Below are 19,828 nucleotides of genomic sequence, written 5' to 3'. Positions count from 1 at the left end.
GGTTCCGTAATGCTACTTTTTCTTCTTTTCGTTCAGGATATCTCCCAGGTTGATGCCGTTGTTTCCTCCGCGGCGCACGCCCCACAGGAGGTCGCGCGTGATGTTCGTTGCGGTCTTCTTCCCGACGACGACTTTCAGGTGCAGGCGCGCAATGTAGGCGCCCGTTCCGACGAGCCGTCCGTCGTCGGCGCGCATGTTCCATGCGAGGAACAGGTTGCCCGGGTTCGCGAGGCATCCCGCGTCGCCATAGATTTCCTTGTCGGAGCAGAGGATGGATCCCGAGGATCCGCCCACGTAGTTGCCGAGGTGCGAGTAGTACTTGGTCTCGTAAACAAGCTTCACGTCGTCGGGCGTGACGAGCGAGAGCGTCCCGTCGCGGTAGCGGTCGATGTTGCTTGCGGTAATCGTCCCGTTCTTGATGGCCTCGATTACCTCTTCGCTCACGCCGTTCTTCTTCAGTTCTTTCGCGGAAATGGTCCCGTCGATAATGTCCTGGAACAGCGAACTGACATCCATGTCGGCCGCGGTCGTGATGTTCACGATGGTGTCTCGGCTCGCTTCGATTCCGCGCTGCACGTATTCTTCGAACAGCTGGAGGTCATCGCCTGTCAGTTTCTTCTTGTAGTTGCTGGCGTTGATCGTGGAATCCATGAACCCGGTGATGGCCTTGTCGCTAAAGCCGCTGATGGTGCTTGCCTGGATGGCCTCGATGAGCTGGGCGATGGATTCTTCCTTGGTAATCTCGAGCACAGTGTACGTGGTGTCGTCCTTGCCTCCGTTCAGCAGCGTTGAGATGAGGTTGTCGAGGCTCGCGATTTCTTCGGCGGTCTGGGTCGAGATGAGTTCGGCCACGTCGAAACCGACCAGGTGCCCCTGCACGCCGAGAGAATCGGAAACCTGTTTCGCGTCGGCATCCTTGTTGGTGATGAGCTTAGGCTGCGTGGTTGTCGGATCCTGCACGATGGGGTTGTCCGGCGAGAGCGGGAGCACGTCGGTTCCGGTAATCTGCATGTCCTGCTGTCCCGAGATGCGCACCATCGGGGTGTACTTGTGCGGTTTTACCCCGCTCATGTCTTCGGCGACATTCGTGGTGGAGCCTCCTACGCCGGGGACAAAGCCGACAGAGTCTCCTACGGAGGGAATCACCGCATCGTAGGTGGTCACGGTAAAGAGCAGGTCCATCGTGCTGCGGGAAGTCCCGTTGTCTATGCCCATGGGCTTTTCGGGATTGACCTGTTCGCCGCCACGCACGCAGACGTATCGGAACATGTCCTTGAAGTATTGCCTTGTCTCTTCGGTGATCGCCTCGCTGAAGGTGAGGCTCAGCACGTGGCCGTTCTTCGTGATGTTCTTGACGGCTTGCGTGACGATGGGGTTCACGCCGTCTTCGAGCGGGTCTGCCGCGATGTGGAAGTGGTAGCCCTTGCCGCCTTCGGTGTAGGTAAACCAGGTGTCGATGCTTCCGGTGTAGATATCTTCCTTGCCGCCGGTAAAGATGAGGGAACTGAATCCGCAGAGCTTGTAGGGTTCGCAGTTGTTGCTCGATACGATGGAAAGCTCGGTATTGTTGCTGGAGACCTTCCAGTTTTCTTTTGTCTGTACCGGGAAGCCTTCGCCGAATGCGAACTTGAGCGAGTCGAGGTTGTTCTTGCCGCCGAGCTCCTTGTTGAACTTGATGTGCAGGCTGTCGCCGCGCCCGTCGCCGTTGCGGTCAATGAATATCGCGCTGGAGATCCGCGGTATGGGAGGTTCCTTGAACACGAGGTCGGTCCATGTTGCCGCAGAAGATGCCGCCCCCTTCGCCTGTAGCGTCGCTCCCGTAACGGGTGCATTCGCGATGACGTAGAACGTGGCACGGCCCATGGAGTCGAGCACGACCTTGCTTATGGGCTTGCCGTTCTCGTCTACCGTCTTCATGTTTGGGTCGCTAGAAGAAAGGTTGATGTTCTGGTTGTAGATGGATACCTGCGCCCAGTCTTCCTCGAACATCACCTGCACCTTGTACATCTCGTATGCCCACTGGCCGATCTGTAGCGTGTCGCCCGAAATCTCCGATGAAAGGTTCTTCCATTCCTCGGTAGCGAACACGAGCGTGGGTACCTTGTACGGCGGGATGGTAATCCACACGCCGGTCTTCTGTTCGGGGTTGTTCTTGAGCGAGACCTCGAGGTAGTAGTGGCCCGGCGCAAGCCCGTTGTTCTCTACGATGCGTGCGGAATCGATGCTGAACTGGTACCAGTTGTTTTCGATGTAGATGCCCTCGAACCACATTCCCGCGGTATCGAGCATCACGCCCGCTTCACCGAGGTTGCCGCCGGTAAGGCGGTAGTTGGACGGGCCTTCCACGGTGTCGACGTCTGCAAGCTCGTTCGCGGAGAAGTCGCAACTGAGGGCGTCCTTCTTTACGATTTGCCATACGTCGTAGTTCTTGATATCCCGCGTGGAGCGCGTGTCGGTGAGGAATATGCTTGCCTCGGTGCGCAGGTCGATGGAGGTGCGCATCATGAAGTTCGACTGCGTCTGCTTGCGTTCGGCGTAGAAGATGTGGAACGGGTAGGTCTTGCCTTCGACAAGCCCGAGCGTGTCGAGGTCTACCGAGCCCGAAGCCTTGGTGTGCTGTCCGCCGATGTCGACCACCAGACGGTTGTTGATGAACACCCATACGTCGTCGTCACCGTTGAATTCGAAGTACTGGCCGGGCACGTATTCGAACTTCGCCTGGATTTTCATGGTGAAGCCGAAGTTGTGGAAGCCCTTGTTACCGTTGATGGAATCGTAATGCACGTTCTCGACCGTGCCGGCCTCGTCGAGCCAGCGGAAGTCGTCGAGGAAGAATAACCCGCCTTCCTTGCTGCCGTCGTCACGCTGGCCGAGCCAGAATCCGTCGTCGGTCAGTTCGAGTTCCAGGTCGCGGCATGTGGCGTTCGTGTATTTCTTGCCGTCTGCACCGGTGTTGATGACTTCGGGCAAAAACCAGTAGTCGAGGTGGGTCGCGTTCGTGCAGCTGGAGGGGAAGTCCCTTGCGCGGACCGGGACGCCGTTGCTGCCGAGCGTAGGCTCCACCATTCCCTTCGTGAGACCGCATCCGCTGTTGCCGAAGTCTTCGTTTGTGCCTTCGCCGTATTGGGGGACGCCGCGTGCCTCGTAGCCGTTTCGTCCGCCCCTGTTCGAGCCGTCGTACCAGTCGAACATCATCACCGAGAGCGTCTTGACCGGGCAGTCGCCCAGGCGGTTCGGGTATTTCGAGAACAGGTCAGGGGGTCCCGAGGGATTCCCGATAATCCATAGCGTGTCGTTCAGCGCGGCGACGCTGTCGAGGTTGATGGGAGTCCCGACGGGCTGCAGGTCGCGCGCCACCTTCTCCGGGCCTTCCGCGGTCACGTAAGTGTTTCCGATGGTCTGCTTGAACAAGACCTCGAAACCGCTTGCGGGGGCGTTCTTGACGGTCGCCTGGAACCAGCCGCAGTAGTTGTTGACTGCGGTCATGGGGGTCTCCGTGCCCTTGTAGTTCAAGATGGCGTTGGTGTTGGTCCAGTTCGGCATGAACCGGATAACGACAGTAGAACCGCCTGCGCCGGGTCCGGCGACAGACGATGACGACGCAACGTCGGCCGAGGAAGAACTCTTGTTCTTCCCGGGCTGTGACATGGCGCACATTGCCATGACAAGCGTCGACAAAATCACACGAGTGATAACCTTATACCACACAATAATCGCTCCTTATTACACATCCCAATCAAGTGGGGCGATACTATAAATATCGCTTATTTTGGGTAAAAATGCAACAGGAGGCAGGGTTCCAATTTAAAATAAGCGTGCAAAAAACGTGCATAAACAGCCTATTCATGTAAATAAAAGTTTACTGCGGGGCGAAGGGTGCCGTTTTTGGGACAGGTCCCCAATTTTTTCCGCGGTTAAAACCTACTTTTTACACGTTCAACAATCAGTTTTATTCCGGAGATATTCTATGAATCGAGTCTACCTGGTTGCTTCCGCAAATATGGAAGCCAAAGTCAAGGAAGTCGTCGACGCCGTTGCCGCCGCCGGCCTCAAGTCCGCCACCTACAAGCCCTGCGTGAACGGCGCCGAGGCAGTTGCCGAACTCAAGGAGCACAACTCCGCCGTGCTCATGGAAAAGATTGCCGCCGACTTCCTTAAGCAGGATTTCGATTCCGTGGATGCAGTCGTGGTGGAAGGCGCTGTTGGCATGAGCGACGTGATGGCCCAGAAGTTCAACGACACCCTCGCGACCGCGCTCGACGCGAAGATCTATTCCGATAGCGAGGATGCCGACCTGTTCTGCCCGTGCCGCCTGCTGCATTGCCCCAAGTGCCTTGCGAAGGACCTCGCCGCTGAACCTGCCGAACGCAAGACGAGCCAGGCGATGTTCCGTGCGGGCCTGCTCCTCAAGGCGTCCAAGGCGAAGAAGCGCATTGTGCTCCCCGAAGGTAGCGAACCGCGTACCGTGCAGGCAGCGAAGCTCGTAATCGACCGTGGTATCGCGGTTCCCGTGCTCGTGGGCAAGAAGGAAGAAATCCTGAAGGTCGCGAAGGAACAGGGCGTGCAGCTCCCGGCTGACATCGAAATTATTGAACCGAGTGCGGAACTCGCCGAAAAGTACGTTCCGACGCTCGTGGAACTCCGCAAGTCGAAGGGCATGACCGAAGACCAGGCCCGCGCGGCTCTTGCAGATAACGTAATGCTCGGCACCATGATGCTCAAGATGGGTGAAGTCGACGGCCTCGTTTCCGGTGCCATCCACTCTACCGCCGATACACTGCGCCCTGCCCTGCAGGTTATCAAGTGCGCCCCGGGCGTCAAGTCCGTGAGCTCCGTGTTCTTCATGTGCATGCCTGGCAAGACTTACATCTACGGCGACTGTGCCATCAACCTGAACCCCACCGCCGAGGAACTCGCGGGAATCGCCATGCAGTGCGACGACACCGCTAAGGCCTTCGGCCTTCCCAGCCGTGTCGCGATGCTCAGCTACAGCACCATGAACAGCGGCAAGGGCCCGGATGCGGACCTCGTGCGCGAAGCGACCAAGATTGTGAAGGAAGCCCGCCCCGAGATGCTCGTGGATGGCCCGCTCCAGTACGATGCGGCGACTGTGCCGAGCGTTGGGTCTCTCAAGGCCCCGGGCAGCACCGTCGCCGGTCACGCGACCGTGTTCGTGTTCCCGAGCCTCTCTGCGGGTAACATCGGCTACAAGGCCGTGCAGCGTAGCGCCCAGGGCACCATCGCCATCGGCCCCATGCTCCAGGGGCTCGCGAAGCCGGTGAACGACCTCAGCCGTGGCGCCCTCGTGGAAGACATTGTCTACACCATCGCCCTCACCGCCGTGCAGGCTGGTTAAGAGCTAGCGACCGCTCATCCTAGTGCAAAGCTTAAAAGCACCGCTTTGATGAAAACCCCGAAAGTTGGATACAACTTTCGGGGTTTTCATCACGTTTGCTACCGGCTTTTCTGTTGGGTAAATGGCTTTGGCGATCGTCTAGCGGATCTTGTTTATCAGGCCGGCTGCGGTTTCGATAAAGATGATGAATATGGAGATGAATATGAAGATGAAGGCACCGACTGCCATGAGGCCGAATTTTATGATAATGTTGAAGAAGGTGCCGGCAATGTCCGATTCCCTGCGGGTTTCGGTGTGACCGTCCATGAATGTGGTCTTTACGATATAGTCATCGGCAAAGAGCTTGGCTGCAAGTCCAGCGCCGAAGAACGTGCTTGCCAATGAAAAACCGACTTTGCGCACCCATTCGAGGATCTTGTTGCGGGTGCGGCTGCGCGTCATTTCGTAACCATAGGGGTAACCGGTCCAGATGTAGAGGCCGATGAGAACGGCAAGGAGGATGATGAAAACCAGGTAGGTTGTGGCGCTGGATTCTGAACTCTTGATGTATCGATTTTCATCCGCGATGACACTGGCTTTGATTTGCTGGAAGTTCATCGCGGCAATGCTGTCGAAAATGGCACGGCTCTGGTTCATGTCTTTTGTGTTGTATTCAATTTGCTTTTGGATTGCATTCTTGCTGGAGTCGGTGGTGGCCGTTTCAAGAGACTTATTGAGGGTCTTCAGGTTCTTTTCGCACTCGAGGTAGTTGTTTTTATACGAGGCCAGCTTGTTCGCTTTCCATTTGTTTGCAGAGACGAAGAGTTCAGTGTATTTGAAGTGCGTTCCGCTCTTTTCCCAAGAGATGGTGGTGTCGTTTTCGGTCCAGGCTTCGACTTTTGCGATAGTGTCTTTTGCTGTTTGGACCGAGTCCTGACTGCTGCTGCGTGCCCATAGGAAAAGAAGGGCCAAAAGGATGACGCCACAAATAAGGCTAAACTTCCATGTGCGATGACGGGCGTAGGACCACTGTACGATATCGTTTAGCTGGTCGAATTTTTCGACGAATGCCGGGTCTTGGGCGTTGTCGGCAGCAGCTTCGGCTTGTCCCAGAAGTTCTGCCATGCGGTCGGTCTCTTTCTTGTTGACCGGGTACATATTTTCTTCTGTTACAATGCCGCTTTCGCGTTCCTTGGCCTTGATAAGGGAAGAGGTGAAGGCGGCCTCATGGAGTAGTTCCATGGCTTTTTGGTTGATAGCGTTTCCTTCCATAATATGAGTCTCCTGGGGAAAAGTTGGAATTTCTGCTGTATAATAAATATAATTTAATTCTACCGCAATGAATACTTATGTTTTCAGTTATTTGACGCGTTCAGCGTCCGTGGCTGCGGCTCGGAAACAGGTCTGCAAGCAGTCTTGTTACACTTGTATTGTTCAAAAAAGAGATTATCGGTCTCCGGAGATGAAGGTCGTTGAACTTCGTCAACATGCAAACCTGTTGGGGGATAGCGACCGGACTCCTGGCTGGGATGGCCAGTTTAATTGACGCTTTGCCCTATTTCTTGTCGAGCTTGGCGTTAATCTTCTTCTTGAGCTCTTTCAGCTGCCAGCGGCCGCGCTTGTCTTCCATGAAATAGTTTGTCCGGATACCGCGGGAAAGACCGCGTTCGATAAGGTCGAGCGCGTCGGCATAGCGTTTCTGGTCAAAGCGAAGCTCTGCAAGGAAGAAGTAGTTGTACAAGTCTTTTGGGTCCTTTTCCAGCGCCATGGTCAGGTATTTGTCGGCGAGGTTCTTGTCGGGCCATGAAAGGACTAGCGGAATGTAGGGCAGTACGAAATGCGCGCGTCCGAGCACCTGGTAGTCCTCGGCAGCGGTCGCGACATCGCGGACCTTGGCGGCGACGCCGTCCTTTACGGCCTGCAGCGGATTCTTGTCGGCACCCCACATGGAAAGAGCGGATGCATAGATGTGTGCGATTTCCTTGTTTTTCGGGAACTTGCCGTAGGCATCCTCGCTGGCAGTCTTGAGCGAATCGAGCTTTCTCGCGCGCTTGCTCTTGTCGAAGGGCACGAACCGGAACGAGAAGAAAAGACTTTTCACGTAGCCTTCGGTGGCGGCTTCTTCGACCGAGGCGTCGCTGGTGGCCTTGTGATAGGCGTCGATCATGAGTTTCGCGTTATGCGCGTCGGCCTTGTCGCCCTTGGCTCGTTCCGCCCTGGCCGCATAGCACGAGTCCGCAAAACGGAGATCCTCGTTTGCGAACGCGGCACTGGCTGCCAATGCGAATACGAATAAAGTCTTGAAGCCGATTCCCATGGGGTCCTATACTTTCCAGGTTTGCAGGAGCTTGTTGACCTGCGCTATCCGCCCCTTCTCTTCGTCTGTACCGTGGTATGTCTTGAACAAAATATTGCGGTATTCCATGAGCGAGGTGCGGATGAGGAGTCTTTCTTCTTTTTTCAGCATGCGGTAAAGTTAATAAAAATACGTTTACTTGTTGCCTTTGCCCTTGCCGGAGAAATAGTCCTGCTGGCGTGTGGCGCCGAGAACGGCGTGCCATAGTGTTCCGTTCGGGTCAATTTTCTTCCTTTCGTTTACGGCGTATTCGATAGGCACGTGGCTGAACTGTTCGTTCATGCTGCCCACCACCATGTCGGTCTTGCCGGCCATGCCTGCGTGCACGGCGCTTTCAGCAAGTTGGAAGCAGAAAATGGCGTCGGTTCCTTTCGCGGGGATGCTTCTCACCATGTAGCTCGGGTCGAAATACTTGATGTTCACTTCCTTGCCGACCTTCTTGAAGTGTTCGTTGATTTTGCGCGTGAGGAACTCGCCGATGTCGTTCTTGAGGATGTTCCCGCTGGCGTCGCGGCGTTCTTCCTGGTCCTTGAATAGTTCCTGTCCGGCGCCCTCGGCGACAGCGATGACGGCGTGCGTCTTGCCGCTTGCGTAGCGGCTCTCGAGAGCCTTGAAGAGGCCTTCCAGCGTGAAGGGTACTTCGGGAATGAGGCAGAAGTTCACGACGGTCGTTGCAAGGGCGGCATAGGCGGCGATAAAGCCCGAGTCGCGGCCCATGAGCTTCACGAGACCGAGCCCGTTGAACGCCCCGTTCGCCTCGTTGTGAGCGCTCGTTATCACGTCGGTCGCGGAGAGCACGGCCGTTTCGAAACCGAACGTGCGGTCGATGAGATTCAGGTCGTTGTCGATGGTTTTCGGGATGCCGATAACCGAGATGGGCTGCCTGCGCTTCTTTACTTCTTCGGCAATGGCATGCGCCCCGCGAAGTGTTCCGTCGCCGCCGATGCAGAACAGAACGTTGATGTTGAGTCGCATCAGGGTGTCTACCATGATGGCGGGTTCCTGCGTGCCGCGGGAACTTCCGAGGATGGTGCCGCCGTCTTCCTGGATGGAGTCCACGACATCCGGGTTCAGGACGATGGGCGAGTATCCGTAGGCGGGGTTGAGTCCGCGGTAGCCGTAGGGAATGCCGAAGATGTTGCGGACGCCGTAGTCGAACCACAGCACCTGTACCAGGCCCTTGATGACATTGTTGAGGCCGGGGCAGAGGCCTCCGCAGGTGACGATTCCCGCGCGTGTCCAGGCGGGGTCATGGAAAATGGTCTCGCGCGGGCCGGCCGCTTCGAGCGAGGGAATGGCGATGCCTTTCTCGTAAAATTCATGGATGCGCTTTACATCCGTGGTGAGGCTAATGCGGTCTTCTTCCGAAACGAACTGTATGCCCTTCATGGGCGACCGAAGTGTCCCCTTGCCGACGGTCTCGATGGAGAGGTCGTACTGGTCCGGGTTCTGGAGAATGTCTTCCTGTGTCATTGCCTAATCCTTGTTGCGTTCTGAGGTTCCTTTAGCGGAACCTACCTTAAAATACAAAAAAAGGGCCTAGACGGATGCGGGCGGGAAGTGTATTTTCGTCCTCAATCCGGGCCCCGCGTTCTCGAGTTCGATGGTCATTCCCGAAAGTGCGCAGAGTTTTTTCACCATGGAAAGCCCGATGCCCGTGCCCTTGGTTTCGCGCGTCATCTCGTTTTCGACGCGGTAGAATTCCTGGAACACCTTTTTCATTTCGGAAGGCGGAATGCCGGGGCCGTAATCGCGCACGGCGAGGTACACGTGGTTCCCTTCCTTCTTGAGTTCGATGACGATCATCTTGTAGTCGGCATTCTTCGAGAACTTGAGCGAGTTGTCCACCAGGTTCATGAGAATCTGCATTACGGCATCGCGGTCCATCATGAGCGAGACTTCGCTTGCGCTTGTATCGCAGGTGACCGTAAGCGAGAACCCGTTCTTCTCCACGTTGCGCGTGTAGGTGGCGACGAAATCGTCGAGGACGGCCTTGGGCCTGTCTTGCCGCAGCTGTACGGTCCAGCGGTTTCCGTCGAGTTTGGACAAGTTAAGCACGTTCTGGATGAGCCTCGTGAGTCGTTCCGCTTCGCTTGCGATGAGGTTGTAGTACTTGTGCCGCTTTTCCTCGTTCGCCACCCACGAATTCTGCAGCAGCTCTGCGTACATCTTTATCGAGGTTAGCGGAGTCTTGAGCTCGTGGCTCACCGCCGAGATAAAGTCCTGCCTCTTCTGGGCGAGGTTGAGCTGGCTCTGGGTGAGCCGGTAAATCGAGACGAGGCCGCCCCCGAGCAACAGGAACATGATGCCGCCGATGAGGATGAGCAAGTTCCCGTTCGATATGACCTGGCCGTGGTCGCTGGATTTCTCGGCGTCCTGGTCGATATACATGGCGAGGGTGATGCCGTCAAGCGGTTCGGCAAGCGGTTCCTCGAACACCTTGAGGGTCTTGTTGTTCCTGTCGCCAAACGAGATGACCTGTTCACCCTTCTTGAAGAACCGGAGCGAGAGGTGGTTGTCGCTGTTCTCGTACTCGCTGATTTCGAGGCTTACGATGCTCTTCAGGTATTCGCGGATGTCGACGACGAAACCTTGTACGAAGTTTTCTTCGCCGCGCAGCACGTTCCTGTAGAAAACGATGTGGCGGCTGTCCAGTTCGACCTGGAACGATTCGATGGAGATGTCCATCGTGCCGACATAGGGGAATATGCGGTAGAGACCGGATGTATCCCTCTTGGCCGATTCAACGTTGAATGCGAACTGCTCCTGCTCGGACGTCCTTTCCACGCGCGTCTTCCGTCCCTTCTTGCGCTTGGAGAGGTCCACTTCGTTTGCGAGCTGGTCGAGCGCGCTCGAGTTCTTGAGTGAATCCTGCGCGGTCGCCTTTTTGTTCTTGATACCCATGTCGCGGACAATGAACTTGAGCTTGTTCTGGAGGGACTCGCGTACTTCGCGGTTTTCGAGCTGCACTTGGCCGAGCACACCTGCCGGCAGATAGGGCGTGCTGAAAACGCCGTCCGGGTCTATCTGGAAATGCCCGATCAATCCTGTGTACTGGCTACAGTAGTCGTTCTTTGTGGAGTCGTTGTCGCACGAAACTACGGGGTAGTTCAGGGCTAGGTCGGAATAGGTCGGCTGTTCGCCCGCCGAGATGGTCTTTGCGACCTTGATGAAGCGGTATTCCATGAACGACCGCTTGTTTTCGATGGAGAGGTCGTCCTTGATGCGGTTGTTCGCCATCTTCAGCACCTGGTTCGCGTGCATGGCCCACTCGGCCTTGGTGTCGTCCTGCATGTGCAGGTACGAGTCATAGAGGAGCCCCGCGATGGGCACCGCTATGACAACGAAGATGGCAACGAATATTGCAATTAAGCGGTTTTTGTGCATTCAGGCGTCGACCGCATCTGGTAACCTTCGCCGCGGAACGTGACCAGGAGCTTCGGGTGCGAGGGGTCGTCCTCGATCTTTTTGCGCAACTTGGTGATGTGGATATCCACGGTGCGCGTATCCACGGATTCGGCATTCTCGTAGCCCCAGACTTCACGGAGCAGCTCCGAGCGGGGCACTGCGTGGTCGCGGTTGTTCCAGAGGTATTCGAGGATTTCGATTTCCTTGCGGGTGAATGCGAGTTCTTCCTTGCCGCGCGTTCCTGCGTATTCGCGGAAGTTCACGCGGAGGTTGCCGGCGGCGAGCTTGCCTTCGTTTTCCAGCGACTGCCTGCTCCTGCGGAGTACCGCTTCGATGCGGGCGAGCAGCATGGGGACGGAGAACGGCTTCGGGATGTAGTCGTCGGCGCCGAACTTGAGGCCGTTGATGATGTCCTCGTCGGTGTTCTTTGCCGAGAGGATGATAATGGGGAGGCTTCTGTCTTTTTCGCGAATCTTGTCACAGACTTCGAAACCGTTCATTCCAGGGAGCATCACGTCGAGGAGGACTAGCCCGTATTGCCCGGAGAGGGCTTCGGAAAGGCCGCTTTCGCCATCGGTCACGTGCTTTACGTTGTAGCCGTTGAGTTCGCAGAGATCCACGAGACCTTCGGCAATTGCAATTTCGTCTTCAACAATGAGGATGCTTGTGCTGCTTGGATTGAGAGCCATCTTTGATTCCTTTGTATTCCTTCCTTAAAATTAAAGTGCAAAGCCGACGCCGACTTCAGCGGCCATCCTGCCCGGTTCGACTTCTTCGGGGAAGTCTCCGCCAAAGTAGTACTTGAAGTTTGCATATGCGGCGATCGGGATGATGGGGAGCTTGGCACGCACGCCAACGAGGATATGTCCGCCGATGCTAGTCTTGAGACCTTCTTCGAGGGCGGCATCCTGCAGGTTCTCGACCATGGCGTCAGAGACAGTCTTCATGATGTCGGCCTGGTCGGGCATCGCCATGGAAGTCGGGTCTGCGGATGGGTCGAGCAGCTTGGTCGGGTCGCTCATGATGTCGTTAACCTTCTTTTCCGCTTCGTCCTTGAAGGTGTCGATGAGGGTCTTGTAGGTGTCACCGACGACGCGCTTCGTGAACTTCTGGTTCAGGATGAACGTGTTCATGTAGTAGGTGAGACCGCCGCCGATGTAGGGGCGGATGATGGGGATGAACGTGATGGGGTAGGTAATGGAGATGTCGCCGTTCATCTGCACGAACTTCGGGTTCGCCTTGCCGAACGGGGTCCCGCCAAGTTCGATTTCGAGGTCAATCTGCTTGTAGTCTTCCAGCTTGTATTCTTCGCCGGAGCCCATGCCCATGGCGCTCTTGAGGGCGAGGCTCGGGTCGAGCATGAACAGCGATGCGTCGTAGGAGCCGAACTGGATGTTGAATGTCGCTTCCACGTCGATGATGGGGAGGATGTCCACCCACACCTTGAAGCCGAAACCGTGCATCATCTCGTTGAAACCACCGTGCCACAGCTTGACTTCGCCCGCATCGGAAACGTCGACGCTGTTGCCGAACCTGTCTGGGGTGGCCGAGAAACCGGTCATCTTCGTCCCGAAATTGGGGGTGTAGTGAGCACCGATGCCGATGATGGCAAAAGACTGTGTTGCAAGCAGGGCGCCTGCCGCAAGGACTGCTTTGAAGTTCATATAGACTCCTTGGATTGACTTTCAAACTTGAAACTAGAAAAAAAAATCAAAAAACGGACACTCGAATGTCCGAAAAAACAAGAAAATGGGCCAGAAGCCTTCTTTCCGAGTCCTTTTATCGGATAAATAGGATATTTATCACACTTTTCGTATCATTTTTCTCTGACAATGTGAAAAAAAGTATATATTACTATCTATTAAGATGCTAGGGTGACCCCTGATGCGGTTTGGCAGGGGTAGCCGGTGTATCGCAAGATGTTTGAAAGAAGGTGTGATATGCGAAATATCGCAAAATACATAATTCTCCTCGGTTGCCTGGTCGGCCTCTCGTTCGGGGCTCCATCGCGAACGGAGACCAAGCGCGACGCTTCCCGTGCGTATGACGAATTGGATGGGGTGGAAAGGCCCGCCCCGAAGACGGCTCCCGCACAGAGGACCCAGCAGCAGGCGGTGGCTCCGGCATCGGCCCAGAGGCCGGTTTCGCAGTCGAATTCCTCCTATGCGGGGGACTTCCACATGCCTACAATTCTCGTCGTCCCGGCCCAGAAGGCAAAGGGCATGAGTGATTTGCAGGCTTTCCAGAGCAACCCCAACAACCGCATGGCGACCGAAGCCATCAACAGCTATTTGACACAGCGCCAGTACGAAGTCAAGTCCCTGCAGGGCCAGGAGACATTGAACGAGGTCATCCAGATGCAGCAGGATATCGCCGAGACGGACGAGGACCTCTCCTATCTTGCAAGTCTTGCTCTCGGTGCCGATATCTACGTCAAGTTTGCGGCATCCATCGAAAAGGGAGTCGTGCTGATTGAGCTGAGCGCCTACGAGGCCGCGACCGCGCGCCTTCTGGGAAGCCAGACGAGCCAGGCCATGGTTTCGGGAAATTCCCGTGGCGAAATTGCTGACGCAGTCTTTGCCGCCGCTACACGCGCCATGCCTGGCCTCGAGAAGAAAATCAAGGGTTACTGGGAAGTGGACCGTAAGAACGGCGTGCAGTACAAGGTCATCATGAAACTCCAGGGAGAGTTCGATGAACAGCGTGTCGAGGATATCCAGGATGACGTAGATCAGCTCCTGAAGAAGGCTTTCAAGCGTGTTAGCGTGAACGTGATGACATCGAAGACTATCGACCTGACCGTATTCGCGGACATGAACAAGTTCGCCGATTCGCAGGAAGTCTACAGCTACGTCCGTCGCGGCATGAAGGGTTCGGTGACAGTCAAGAAAATCAACATCACCAAGAAACTTATTCTTATCGAGTTGAAGTAAGATGAACATCAAGAAAATTGCGATTTTGCTGTTGTCGTTCTCTGTTGCTGCTTTTGCTGGCAAGGTCATTACCTATACGGCATCTTCTGCCGTATCGCAGGAAGAAGCGAATAATACTGCGATGGCCGGTGTCGCAAAGCAGGTTTCATCGACGGTCAAGACCGATGACAAGCTCTATACGGAGGATGTGTCCGCTGGAGGCAAGGAGAAGATTTCGCAGACCTATACGTCCAACAAGAACGTGAAGACCGATGTCGACCTCAAGTGGATCAAGGTGACTCCGCTCCCGAAGGAAGGCAAGCGCTTCCGCGCGACGGCCACGCTCGATATCGACGAGATGACGAACAACATCCGCCTGCAGATGGCGACGGCAAAAGAAAAGCTCGAGAAGTTTGAAGCTGCCGGCCGCGCCGCCCTGGACGCTTCCCGCTATGACGAGGCTGCGCGCAACCTCGCCGCGGCAGAGGCTCTCCTGCAGCCGTATGCGCAGTTGAAGGCTGAACTTGCCAAGGTCTTTACCCTGAATGAATCGTTCAACCTGAAGCACAATCTTCCCGGTCTCAAGGCCGCTATCGCATCGCGCCTCGCGAACATCAGCGTGCAATCCGTACCGGCGCGCCTGGTTATCGACAAGGATATCATCACCGACTTGAACGTGACGGTTACGGATGCGAATGGAATCGTGACGGATTTCCCGCTGAAGGCCGTGCAAAATGGCAAGACGCTCGCCGAACGTCGCACCCAGGATCAGGGCGTTGCCGTGTTCACGATCCAGAATGTGGAATTCGGTGCTGGCCAACATACCTTGACCCTGGTTCCCAACTTCCCGAAAGATATCTTGAAGGCGGCCGGGATGGCCCAGGGCTTTGTGGTCCAGTACGAGGTTAAGCTGCCGGCATGCAATGTGCGCCTTGACTGCAAGGGCAATGCAGACGGATGCAAGGCGCTTACCGACCAGATGGCCAAGCAATCCATCTTCGTCGGAAACGATTCCCGCTACCCGCTCCTCGCCGCGGAGGTAAAGTCGACTCCCAAGAGTTCCCTGAACCAGCTCCTGTCATTTGATGTCGCCATCTCCGTTTCCGGTGACAGGGTCAGCTTCTCGAAGAGTTCCAAGGGTGTCGGGAAGACGGAAAGCGAAGCCGTTTCCAAGGCTATCGGCAAACTCAAGTTCAAGGAACTGGAACAGCAGGTCAAGGCTACCTGCGGAAAGTAAAACGAGAAACTTCGGCAAGCGTGAGCTTGCCTCGCGCATACACATGCGTAAGCGATGAAAAAAAATTTTGGCATGCAAGAGCTTGCCTCGTATATACAATAAAGGACGCCATCCGGCGTCCTTTGCAGTTTCTTCGTGTGCACCCGCGGTGCTTTGACGATTACTTCTTTTTCTTCTTGCCGCTAGCGTCGAGCGTAATCTTGACGGTTTCTTCACCCTTCACGGTCACGAGCATTTCGGCGGACTTGCGGTTGGAGCATTCTGCGCGCACGAGGTGGTCGCCTGCGTCGAGGTTGTGGATGGTGAGAGCTGCGCCGTCGGTCTTGTCGGAGTTTTCGCCGTCGACATAGATAAGGCACTTGCCCGGAATGGTCGTCACTTCGATGTGGCCCTTCGGGATCTTGGTGCCGTAGTCGAAGGTGTTGCGCTTGTCCTTGCCCGGCCACACGTTCACGCGCTGGTTCACCAGTTCGTAGCCCTGGTCGATGACGATGAGGGTCTGGCGACCGGACTGCACCTGCATGTTCTCGATGGGGCTCTTGCCGAGGAGTTCGTTACCCAGGTACACTTCGCTGTTGGGCGGGTTCGTGATGATGGTAACGGTTGCGGGCTTTCCGCGGGGAGGCGGGTCGTCGTCTGCGACAGCGGCCGAGACAAGGAATGCCACCAAAAGGGCGAGGATGTAAAGTTTCTTCATTAGTGTTACTCCTATTTACGTTTACCCCTAAAATATAAAGTTTTCCTTGAAGTGGGAAGAGTTTTATAATATTTTGTAGGTAAAATTCTTTTAAGAGACACCCAAAAGCCAATTTTTATGAAAGCCCTATACCAGAAAATCCGCATTCTGAGCGGCAAGAACTACGGCCTGTACAAGAGCCTCGCTGAAAAACCATGGGATTTTGGCGACTTTGTGCTGGAATTTATCCATGTGCAGGGAGATCCGTATGCGCCGCCTTCGAGGGTTATTCTCAAAGCGGCTCTTTCGACGCTCGGGTATGCGTCGGAATGGGGCGGTAGCTTTGAACGCAGGCTCGCGCTGAGCGATTTTCTATACCGTAAACTGGGACGCCTGGTGCAGGAAAGGTTCCCCGGGAAAGATGCCGCGGTCCTGTTCGATTCTGCCGGACCCGAGATGTTGGTGCGGAATAGCCTTTGGATAGACAATGGCGAAATTCGTGTGTGCTTGCAGGTGAGGCTCCCGGGCGAGGGCCGCAAGATTCAGGCGGAACCTGCGGCGGAAATCTTGACGATGGTCCTGCCTGACCTTGTGTCGGCGGGGCTGTATTTCAGCAAGGCGGACGAACCCCAGATGCTGGAACACTACCGTGTGCTTGCCGAACGCAAGGAAATTCTGGAGCAGCTCGATACTCGCGGGCTTTGCGCGTTCGTGCCCGACGGGGCGGTTCTTCCGAGGGCTTCGGGCCTGAGCGAAATGCCTCTAGAGGGAGCCGTGCCGTTTGCCTCGCCTGCGGAGATGGCTGTGACTCTGGATGTTTGCGGACGCAAAATTCGCGGCATGGGAATCCCCAAGGGAATTTCGGTTATTACCGGCGGCGCGTTCCACGGGAAATCCACGTTGTTGCAGGCCTTGACGCGGGCGGTGTACCCGCATGTGCCGGGTGACGGTCGCGAGGGAATCGTGGTTGACGAGACTGCGCTCCGTGTGGGTGTGGAAGACGGGCGCAGCGTTCGCGGTACGGACCTCTCGATGTTTGTCCGCGACTTGCCGGGTGGCATCAGCACGAAGGATTTCAATACGCTGTCGGCCTCGGGTTCCACGAGCGAGGCGGCGAACCTTCTCGAAGCCATGGAGGCGGGTGCAAGAACATTCTTCATCGACGAGGATTCCTCTGCGGTGAACTTCTTGATTCGCGACATGCGCGTACGCAAACTGCTGGGCGACGAGCGCGAGCCGCTTATCCCGCTGACCGACCGCATTCGCGAGCTCGCTTCTGCGGGCATGAACTTTATTCTTGTCGCGGGCGCCTGCGGTGACTATCTTGACCTTGCAGACAACATAATTGTAATGGCAAATTACAGGGCGGAGTGCGCCAGGTTCAATGAAGCCGCGGCTGCTCTGGTGCCCGCCGGGATGCCGGTGAAGCGCCCCTTTGTTGCCTACATGCAGCCCCTTCAGAAATTTGTACGTCCGGCCTCTGCCGTGGAACGCCAGGTGAAGGTGAAGCTTGTGGGCGATACGCTTTTGCAGATAGGCTTCCTTGTGGCCGACACATCGAGACTTGTGACGCTGGTAGATAAACAGCAACGTTTCGGTGCCGGTTTCATGCTTTTGAACATGCTCCAGAATGCCGCGAGCAATGCCGAGGGAGACTCGCCTGTCGATTCTGTCGCAGGTGCGGCGCAGAAACTTTGCGACACGATTTGCAATGTCGGGTTTCGCAACTTGCCGCAAGGCATGAGCCGCGAGATGAGCCTGTCCCGTGCCGTCGATATCGCCTGCGTGGCGTTCCGACTGACCGCTGCAAAACGCTGACGAATTACATTCATAATCTGCAACGTTGATATATATTCTAATAGAGTCTTCGAGTTGTTTTCGGGGCCTCCTATTAGTTTTTCGGTAAGGTGTGATCATGTCCAGAGGAGAAAAGCTTTGTTTAGTTCTATTTAGCCTTGTGCTGCTTGCACAGGTGGCTTATGCTGCCGATTCAAGTTTGGAAAAGGCCAAGCGCGATGCCATTTACGGGTATTCCTCGGAAAGGGCTGTCGAGGAACTGGAACGCCTCGCGCCGCCTGCCGGTTTTGTTCTCCTTTCTTATGAAGAGGAATTCCTCCTGTACAGCAGGGCGATCCAGGATGCCGATGCCATAGACAAGCCGAAGTATTGGGAGCATATAGATTTTCTGCTCGCGAAACACGATTCCATTGTGGCGGTCCGCGAAAAACTGCAGGTTGTTGGTGGGGAATGTCTGCTCGAAAAGCGTCATCTGGCCATCAACGTGAACCATCGCGATTTACGGTTTGCCATGGCGGTGAGGGATGTCCCGCGCGAGACGCGCGAATTTTACGGCATATACCTGGAACGCCTCGCGCTGAACTATGGCGGTGGCGAACCGATGGACTATAGCAATTCTATTGCGGAGTGGAATGAATTTCGCAAACGCTATCCCGGTAGCCCTTACCTTGGTTGGGTGCCTCCAGCAAGCCCCGAGACGGCGAAGGCTGCCGAGGATCAGCATCTGTCCGTGGCTCCCAAGTGGATGCACTGGACGCTGCTTGGCGGGTATTCCTATGCGATGTATTCAGGAGGATTGGAAAAAATACTGGAGCCTTCGACCGGGTTCAACATCATGGCCGAATGGCAGATGTCGCGCATCCTGTTCCTGCTCCAGGTTGGTTCTATTTCCGGTGACGACTTCAGTCATTTTTCCATGGCGCTGTCTGGCGGTTTTGCCTTCATGGAATGGAAATATTTCTCGGCGGATGTGATATTCGGGATGGTCGGTGAAGATTTGAAAATGAAAGATGTAGACGATATCCCGTCGTCAAAAACTATGCTCGTTGGCGTGCAGGTCGATGGCTTCATTCCCGTGACGAATGTCCTTGATATCGATATCCGGGCGCAGTTCTCCTTGCGCTATTCCTCCTTCGAGATCGACGGTCGCAACAAGGGCGGCCTGGTCGAGGTGTTGAATCTTTCTGCCGGGGTCCATTTCGGTGCGCCCAAAAGGAGTGGACGATGAAAAAGTTTACTGCTCCTTTGTTTGTGATTATGTTGTTCTTAATGACGTGTGTGCTGAGTGGCTGTACCACGGTAATGAAACTCGCCGTTGACTGGATGAACTACACGCAAGATTCCTACTATAGGGACCATGTGCCGGCTGGCGGCTGGGTGGATCCCGAATGGGACGGAGTCCCGCGCAGTGTTACGGTATTGTATTCCGAGCCTATGTTCGACGGGTATTCGTCGTTCAAAAAAGAGTGGCCTGAATACGGCGGCAATTTCAGCGGCTGGTTCAAGCAGCAGATGGATTATGCCGCGGCGACGCTTAGCGTCCGTGCGGAAGTAATGAGCGTCGATGATTCTGCGTTTGCGCTGGAACGGCGCGCCCAGTGGCATCGCTATGGCGCAGATGCGGATTCGGTCGAGGTGCCGGTGCTTCGCGAAAAATACAGGGATGACGTGGAAGAAGTCGCGGTGGTGATATCGCCAGTCGTCATTGTTGCAAGCGAACGTGCTGATACAACGGGTGTAAAAACGGTGAAGGCCCAGTATTCCATTACCGATGTCAAGCGCGGCAAGGTTCTTGCGTACGGCAAGGTGGACGTCCGGGGTGAAATGGGACGTACGGCGAACGTTAGTTTGTCTGAAAAACTCCTGCATCTGGTTGTGAAAGGTTCTCCGTTGGAGCAAGTTCGTTTGTCTCCCATGGAAAACAACGGCGAAAGGCCGCAAAAAAGGAGCGTCTGGAAGGAGTAGGGGCTTTTTTTCGTGGTGTGCGGTTGTTTTTTTGCGCTTTCGACTCCCTTGAAACGGTCTTGTACACTAGATTTTTGTGAATTATTTGTTGATAGAGGGTTTTTAAACTGGTTTTTACCCGTTTTTTCAAAAAAAGTGAAAA

The 19,828-nt window shown here is 55.5% G+C and carries 15 protein-coding genes; 6 read left to right on the top strand and 9 right to left on the bottom strand.

Going from position 1 to position 19,828, the window contains the following annotated elements; genetic code table 11:
- Positions 1-12 precede the first annotated feature (12 nt).
- Positions 13-3,708 (bottom strand): fibro-slime domain-containing protein, encoded by a 3,696-nt coding sequence (locus tag B2952_RS05010; protein WP_290731188.1) that lies wholly within the window; start codon positions 3,706-3,708, stop codon positions 13-15.
- A 259-nt stretch (positions 3,709-3,967) separates the two neighbouring features.
- Between B2952_RS05010 and pta the strand changes: the two genes are divergently transcribed.
- On the top strand, positions 3,968-5,356 hold the full coding sequence (gene pta, locus B2952_RS05005) for a phosphate acetyltransferase (RefSeq protein ID WP_290731185.1): 1,389 nt from the start codon (positions 3,968-3,970) through the stop codon (positions 5,354-5,356).
- Positions 5,357-5,494: 138 nt separating this feature from the next.
- Here pta and B2952_RS05000 read toward each other — a convergent pair whose 3' ends face one another.
- The 7 genes from B2952_RS05000 to B2952_RS04970 all read right to left on the bottom strand — a co-directional run bounded on the left by B2952_RS05000 (position 5,495) and on the right by B2952_RS04970 (position 12,763).
- Positions 5,495-6,607, bottom strand: coding sequence for a hypothetical protein (locus B2952_RS05000; RefSeq protein ID WP_290733952.1), 1,113 nt, complete (start codon positions 6,605-6,607; stop codon positions 5,495-5,497).
- A 283-nt stretch (positions 6,608-6,890) separates the two neighbouring features.
- The gene (locus B2952_RS04995; protein WP_173366000.1) at positions 6,891-7,652 is read right to left on the bottom strand and encodes a hypothetical protein; all 762 of its coding nucleotides are present in this window, start codon (positions 7,650-7,652) and stop codon (positions 6,891-6,893) included.
- Positions 7,653-7,658: 6 nt separating this feature from the next.
- Complete coding sequence (locus B2952_RS04990) at positions 7,659-7,802, bottom strand: hypothetical protein (protein ID WP_173366001.1); 144 nt, start codon at positions 7,800-7,802, stop codon at positions 7,659-7,661.
- A 24-nt stretch (positions 7,803-7,826) separates the two neighbouring features.
- The gene (locus B2952_RS04985; RefSeq protein ID WP_173366002.1) at positions 7,827-9,164 is read right to left on the bottom strand and encodes an ATP-dependent 6-phosphofructokinase; all 1,338 of its coding nucleotides are present in this window, start codon (positions 9,162-9,164) and stop codon (positions 7,827-7,829) included.
- A 66-nt stretch (positions 9,165-9,230) separates the two neighbouring features.
- Positions 9,231-11,078, bottom strand: a complete 1,848-nt coding sequence (locus B2952_RS04980) for a sensor histidine kinase (protein WP_173366003.1) — start codon at positions 11,076-11,078, stop codon at positions 9,231-9,233.
- The gene (locus tag B2952_RS04975) at positions 11,060-11,788 is read right to left on the bottom strand and encodes a response regulator transcription factor (RefSeq protein WP_290733949.1); all 729 of its coding nucleotides are present in this window, start codon (positions 11,786-11,788) and stop codon (positions 11,060-11,062) included. The genes B2952_RS04980 and B2952_RS04975 overlap by 19 nt, the downstream gene beginning before the upstream one ends.
- Before the next feature lie 30 nt (positions 11,789-11,818).
- On the bottom strand, positions 11,819-12,763 hold the full coding sequence (locus tag B2952_RS04970) for a hypothetical protein (RefSeq protein ID WP_290731178.1): 945 nt from the start codon (positions 12,761-12,763) through the stop codon (positions 11,819-11,821).
- 276 nt (positions 12,764-13,039) lie between these two features.
- On the opposite strand from B2952_RS04970, the gene B2952_RS04965 reads away from it, so the two are divergent.
- Together B2952_RS04965 and B2952_RS04960 are read left to right on the top strand one after the other, a co-directional pair.
- On the top strand, positions 13,040-14,032 hold the full coding sequence (locus B2952_RS04965; RefSeq protein WP_173382092.1) for a DUF6175 family protein: 993 nt from the start codon (positions 13,040-13,042) through the stop codon (positions 14,030-14,032).
- A 1-nt stretch (position 14,033) separates the two neighbouring features.
- Positions 14,034-15,248, top strand: coding sequence for a hypothetical protein (locus B2952_RS04960; protein WP_290731175.1), 1,215 nt, complete (start codon positions 14,034-14,036; stop codon positions 15,246-15,248).
- 160 nt (positions 15,249-15,408) lie between these two features.
- Here B2952_RS04960 and B2952_RS04955 read toward each other — a convergent pair whose 3' ends face one another.
- Positions 15,409-15,945 carry a PEGA domain-containing protein gene (locus B2952_RS04955; RefSeq protein WP_173366008.1) on the bottom strand — a complete coding sequence of 179 codons (537 nt, stop codon included), beginning with the start codon at positions 15,943-15,945 and terminating at the stop codon, positions 15,409-15,411.
- 117 nt (positions 15,946-16,062) lie between these two features.
- Here B2952_RS04955 and B2952_RS04950 point away from each other — a divergent pair, with 117 nt between their 5' ends.
- The 3 genes from B2952_RS04950 to B2952_RS04940 all read left to right on the top strand — a co-directional run bounded on the left by B2952_RS04950 (position 16,063) and on the right by B2952_RS04940 (position 19,686).
- The gene (locus B2952_RS04950) at positions 16,063-17,742 is read left to right on the top strand and encodes an ABC-ATPase domain-containing protein (protein WP_290731171.1); all 1,680 of its coding nucleotides are present in this window, start codon (positions 16,063-16,065) and stop codon (positions 17,740-17,742) included.
- A gap of 139 nt (positions 17,743-17,881) precedes the next feature.
- Positions 17,882-18,949 carry a hypothetical protein gene (locus tag B2952_RS04945; RefSeq protein ID WP_290733947.1) on the top strand — a complete coding sequence of 356 codons (1,068 nt, stop codon included), beginning with the start codon at positions 17,882-17,884 and terminating at the stop codon, positions 18,947-18,949.
- Positions 18,946-19,686, top strand: a complete 741-nt coding sequence (locus tag B2952_RS04940; protein WP_290722806.1) for a hypothetical protein — start codon at positions 18,946-18,948, stop codon at positions 19,684-19,686. The genes B2952_RS04945 and B2952_RS04940 overlap by 4 nt, the downstream gene beginning before the upstream one ends.
- The last annotated feature ends 142 nt before the right edge of the window (positions 19,687-19,828 follow it).

This window comes from Fibrobacter sp. UBA7003, from assembly GCA_002449765.1.
In the GTDB taxonomy this organism is placed as follows: Bacteria; Fibrobacterota; Fibrobacteria; order Fibrobacterales; family Fibrobacteraceae; genus Fibrobacter.
Note: the sequence above shows the minus strand (reverse complement) of the source record. Positions and strands in the feature narration are given on the sequence as shown.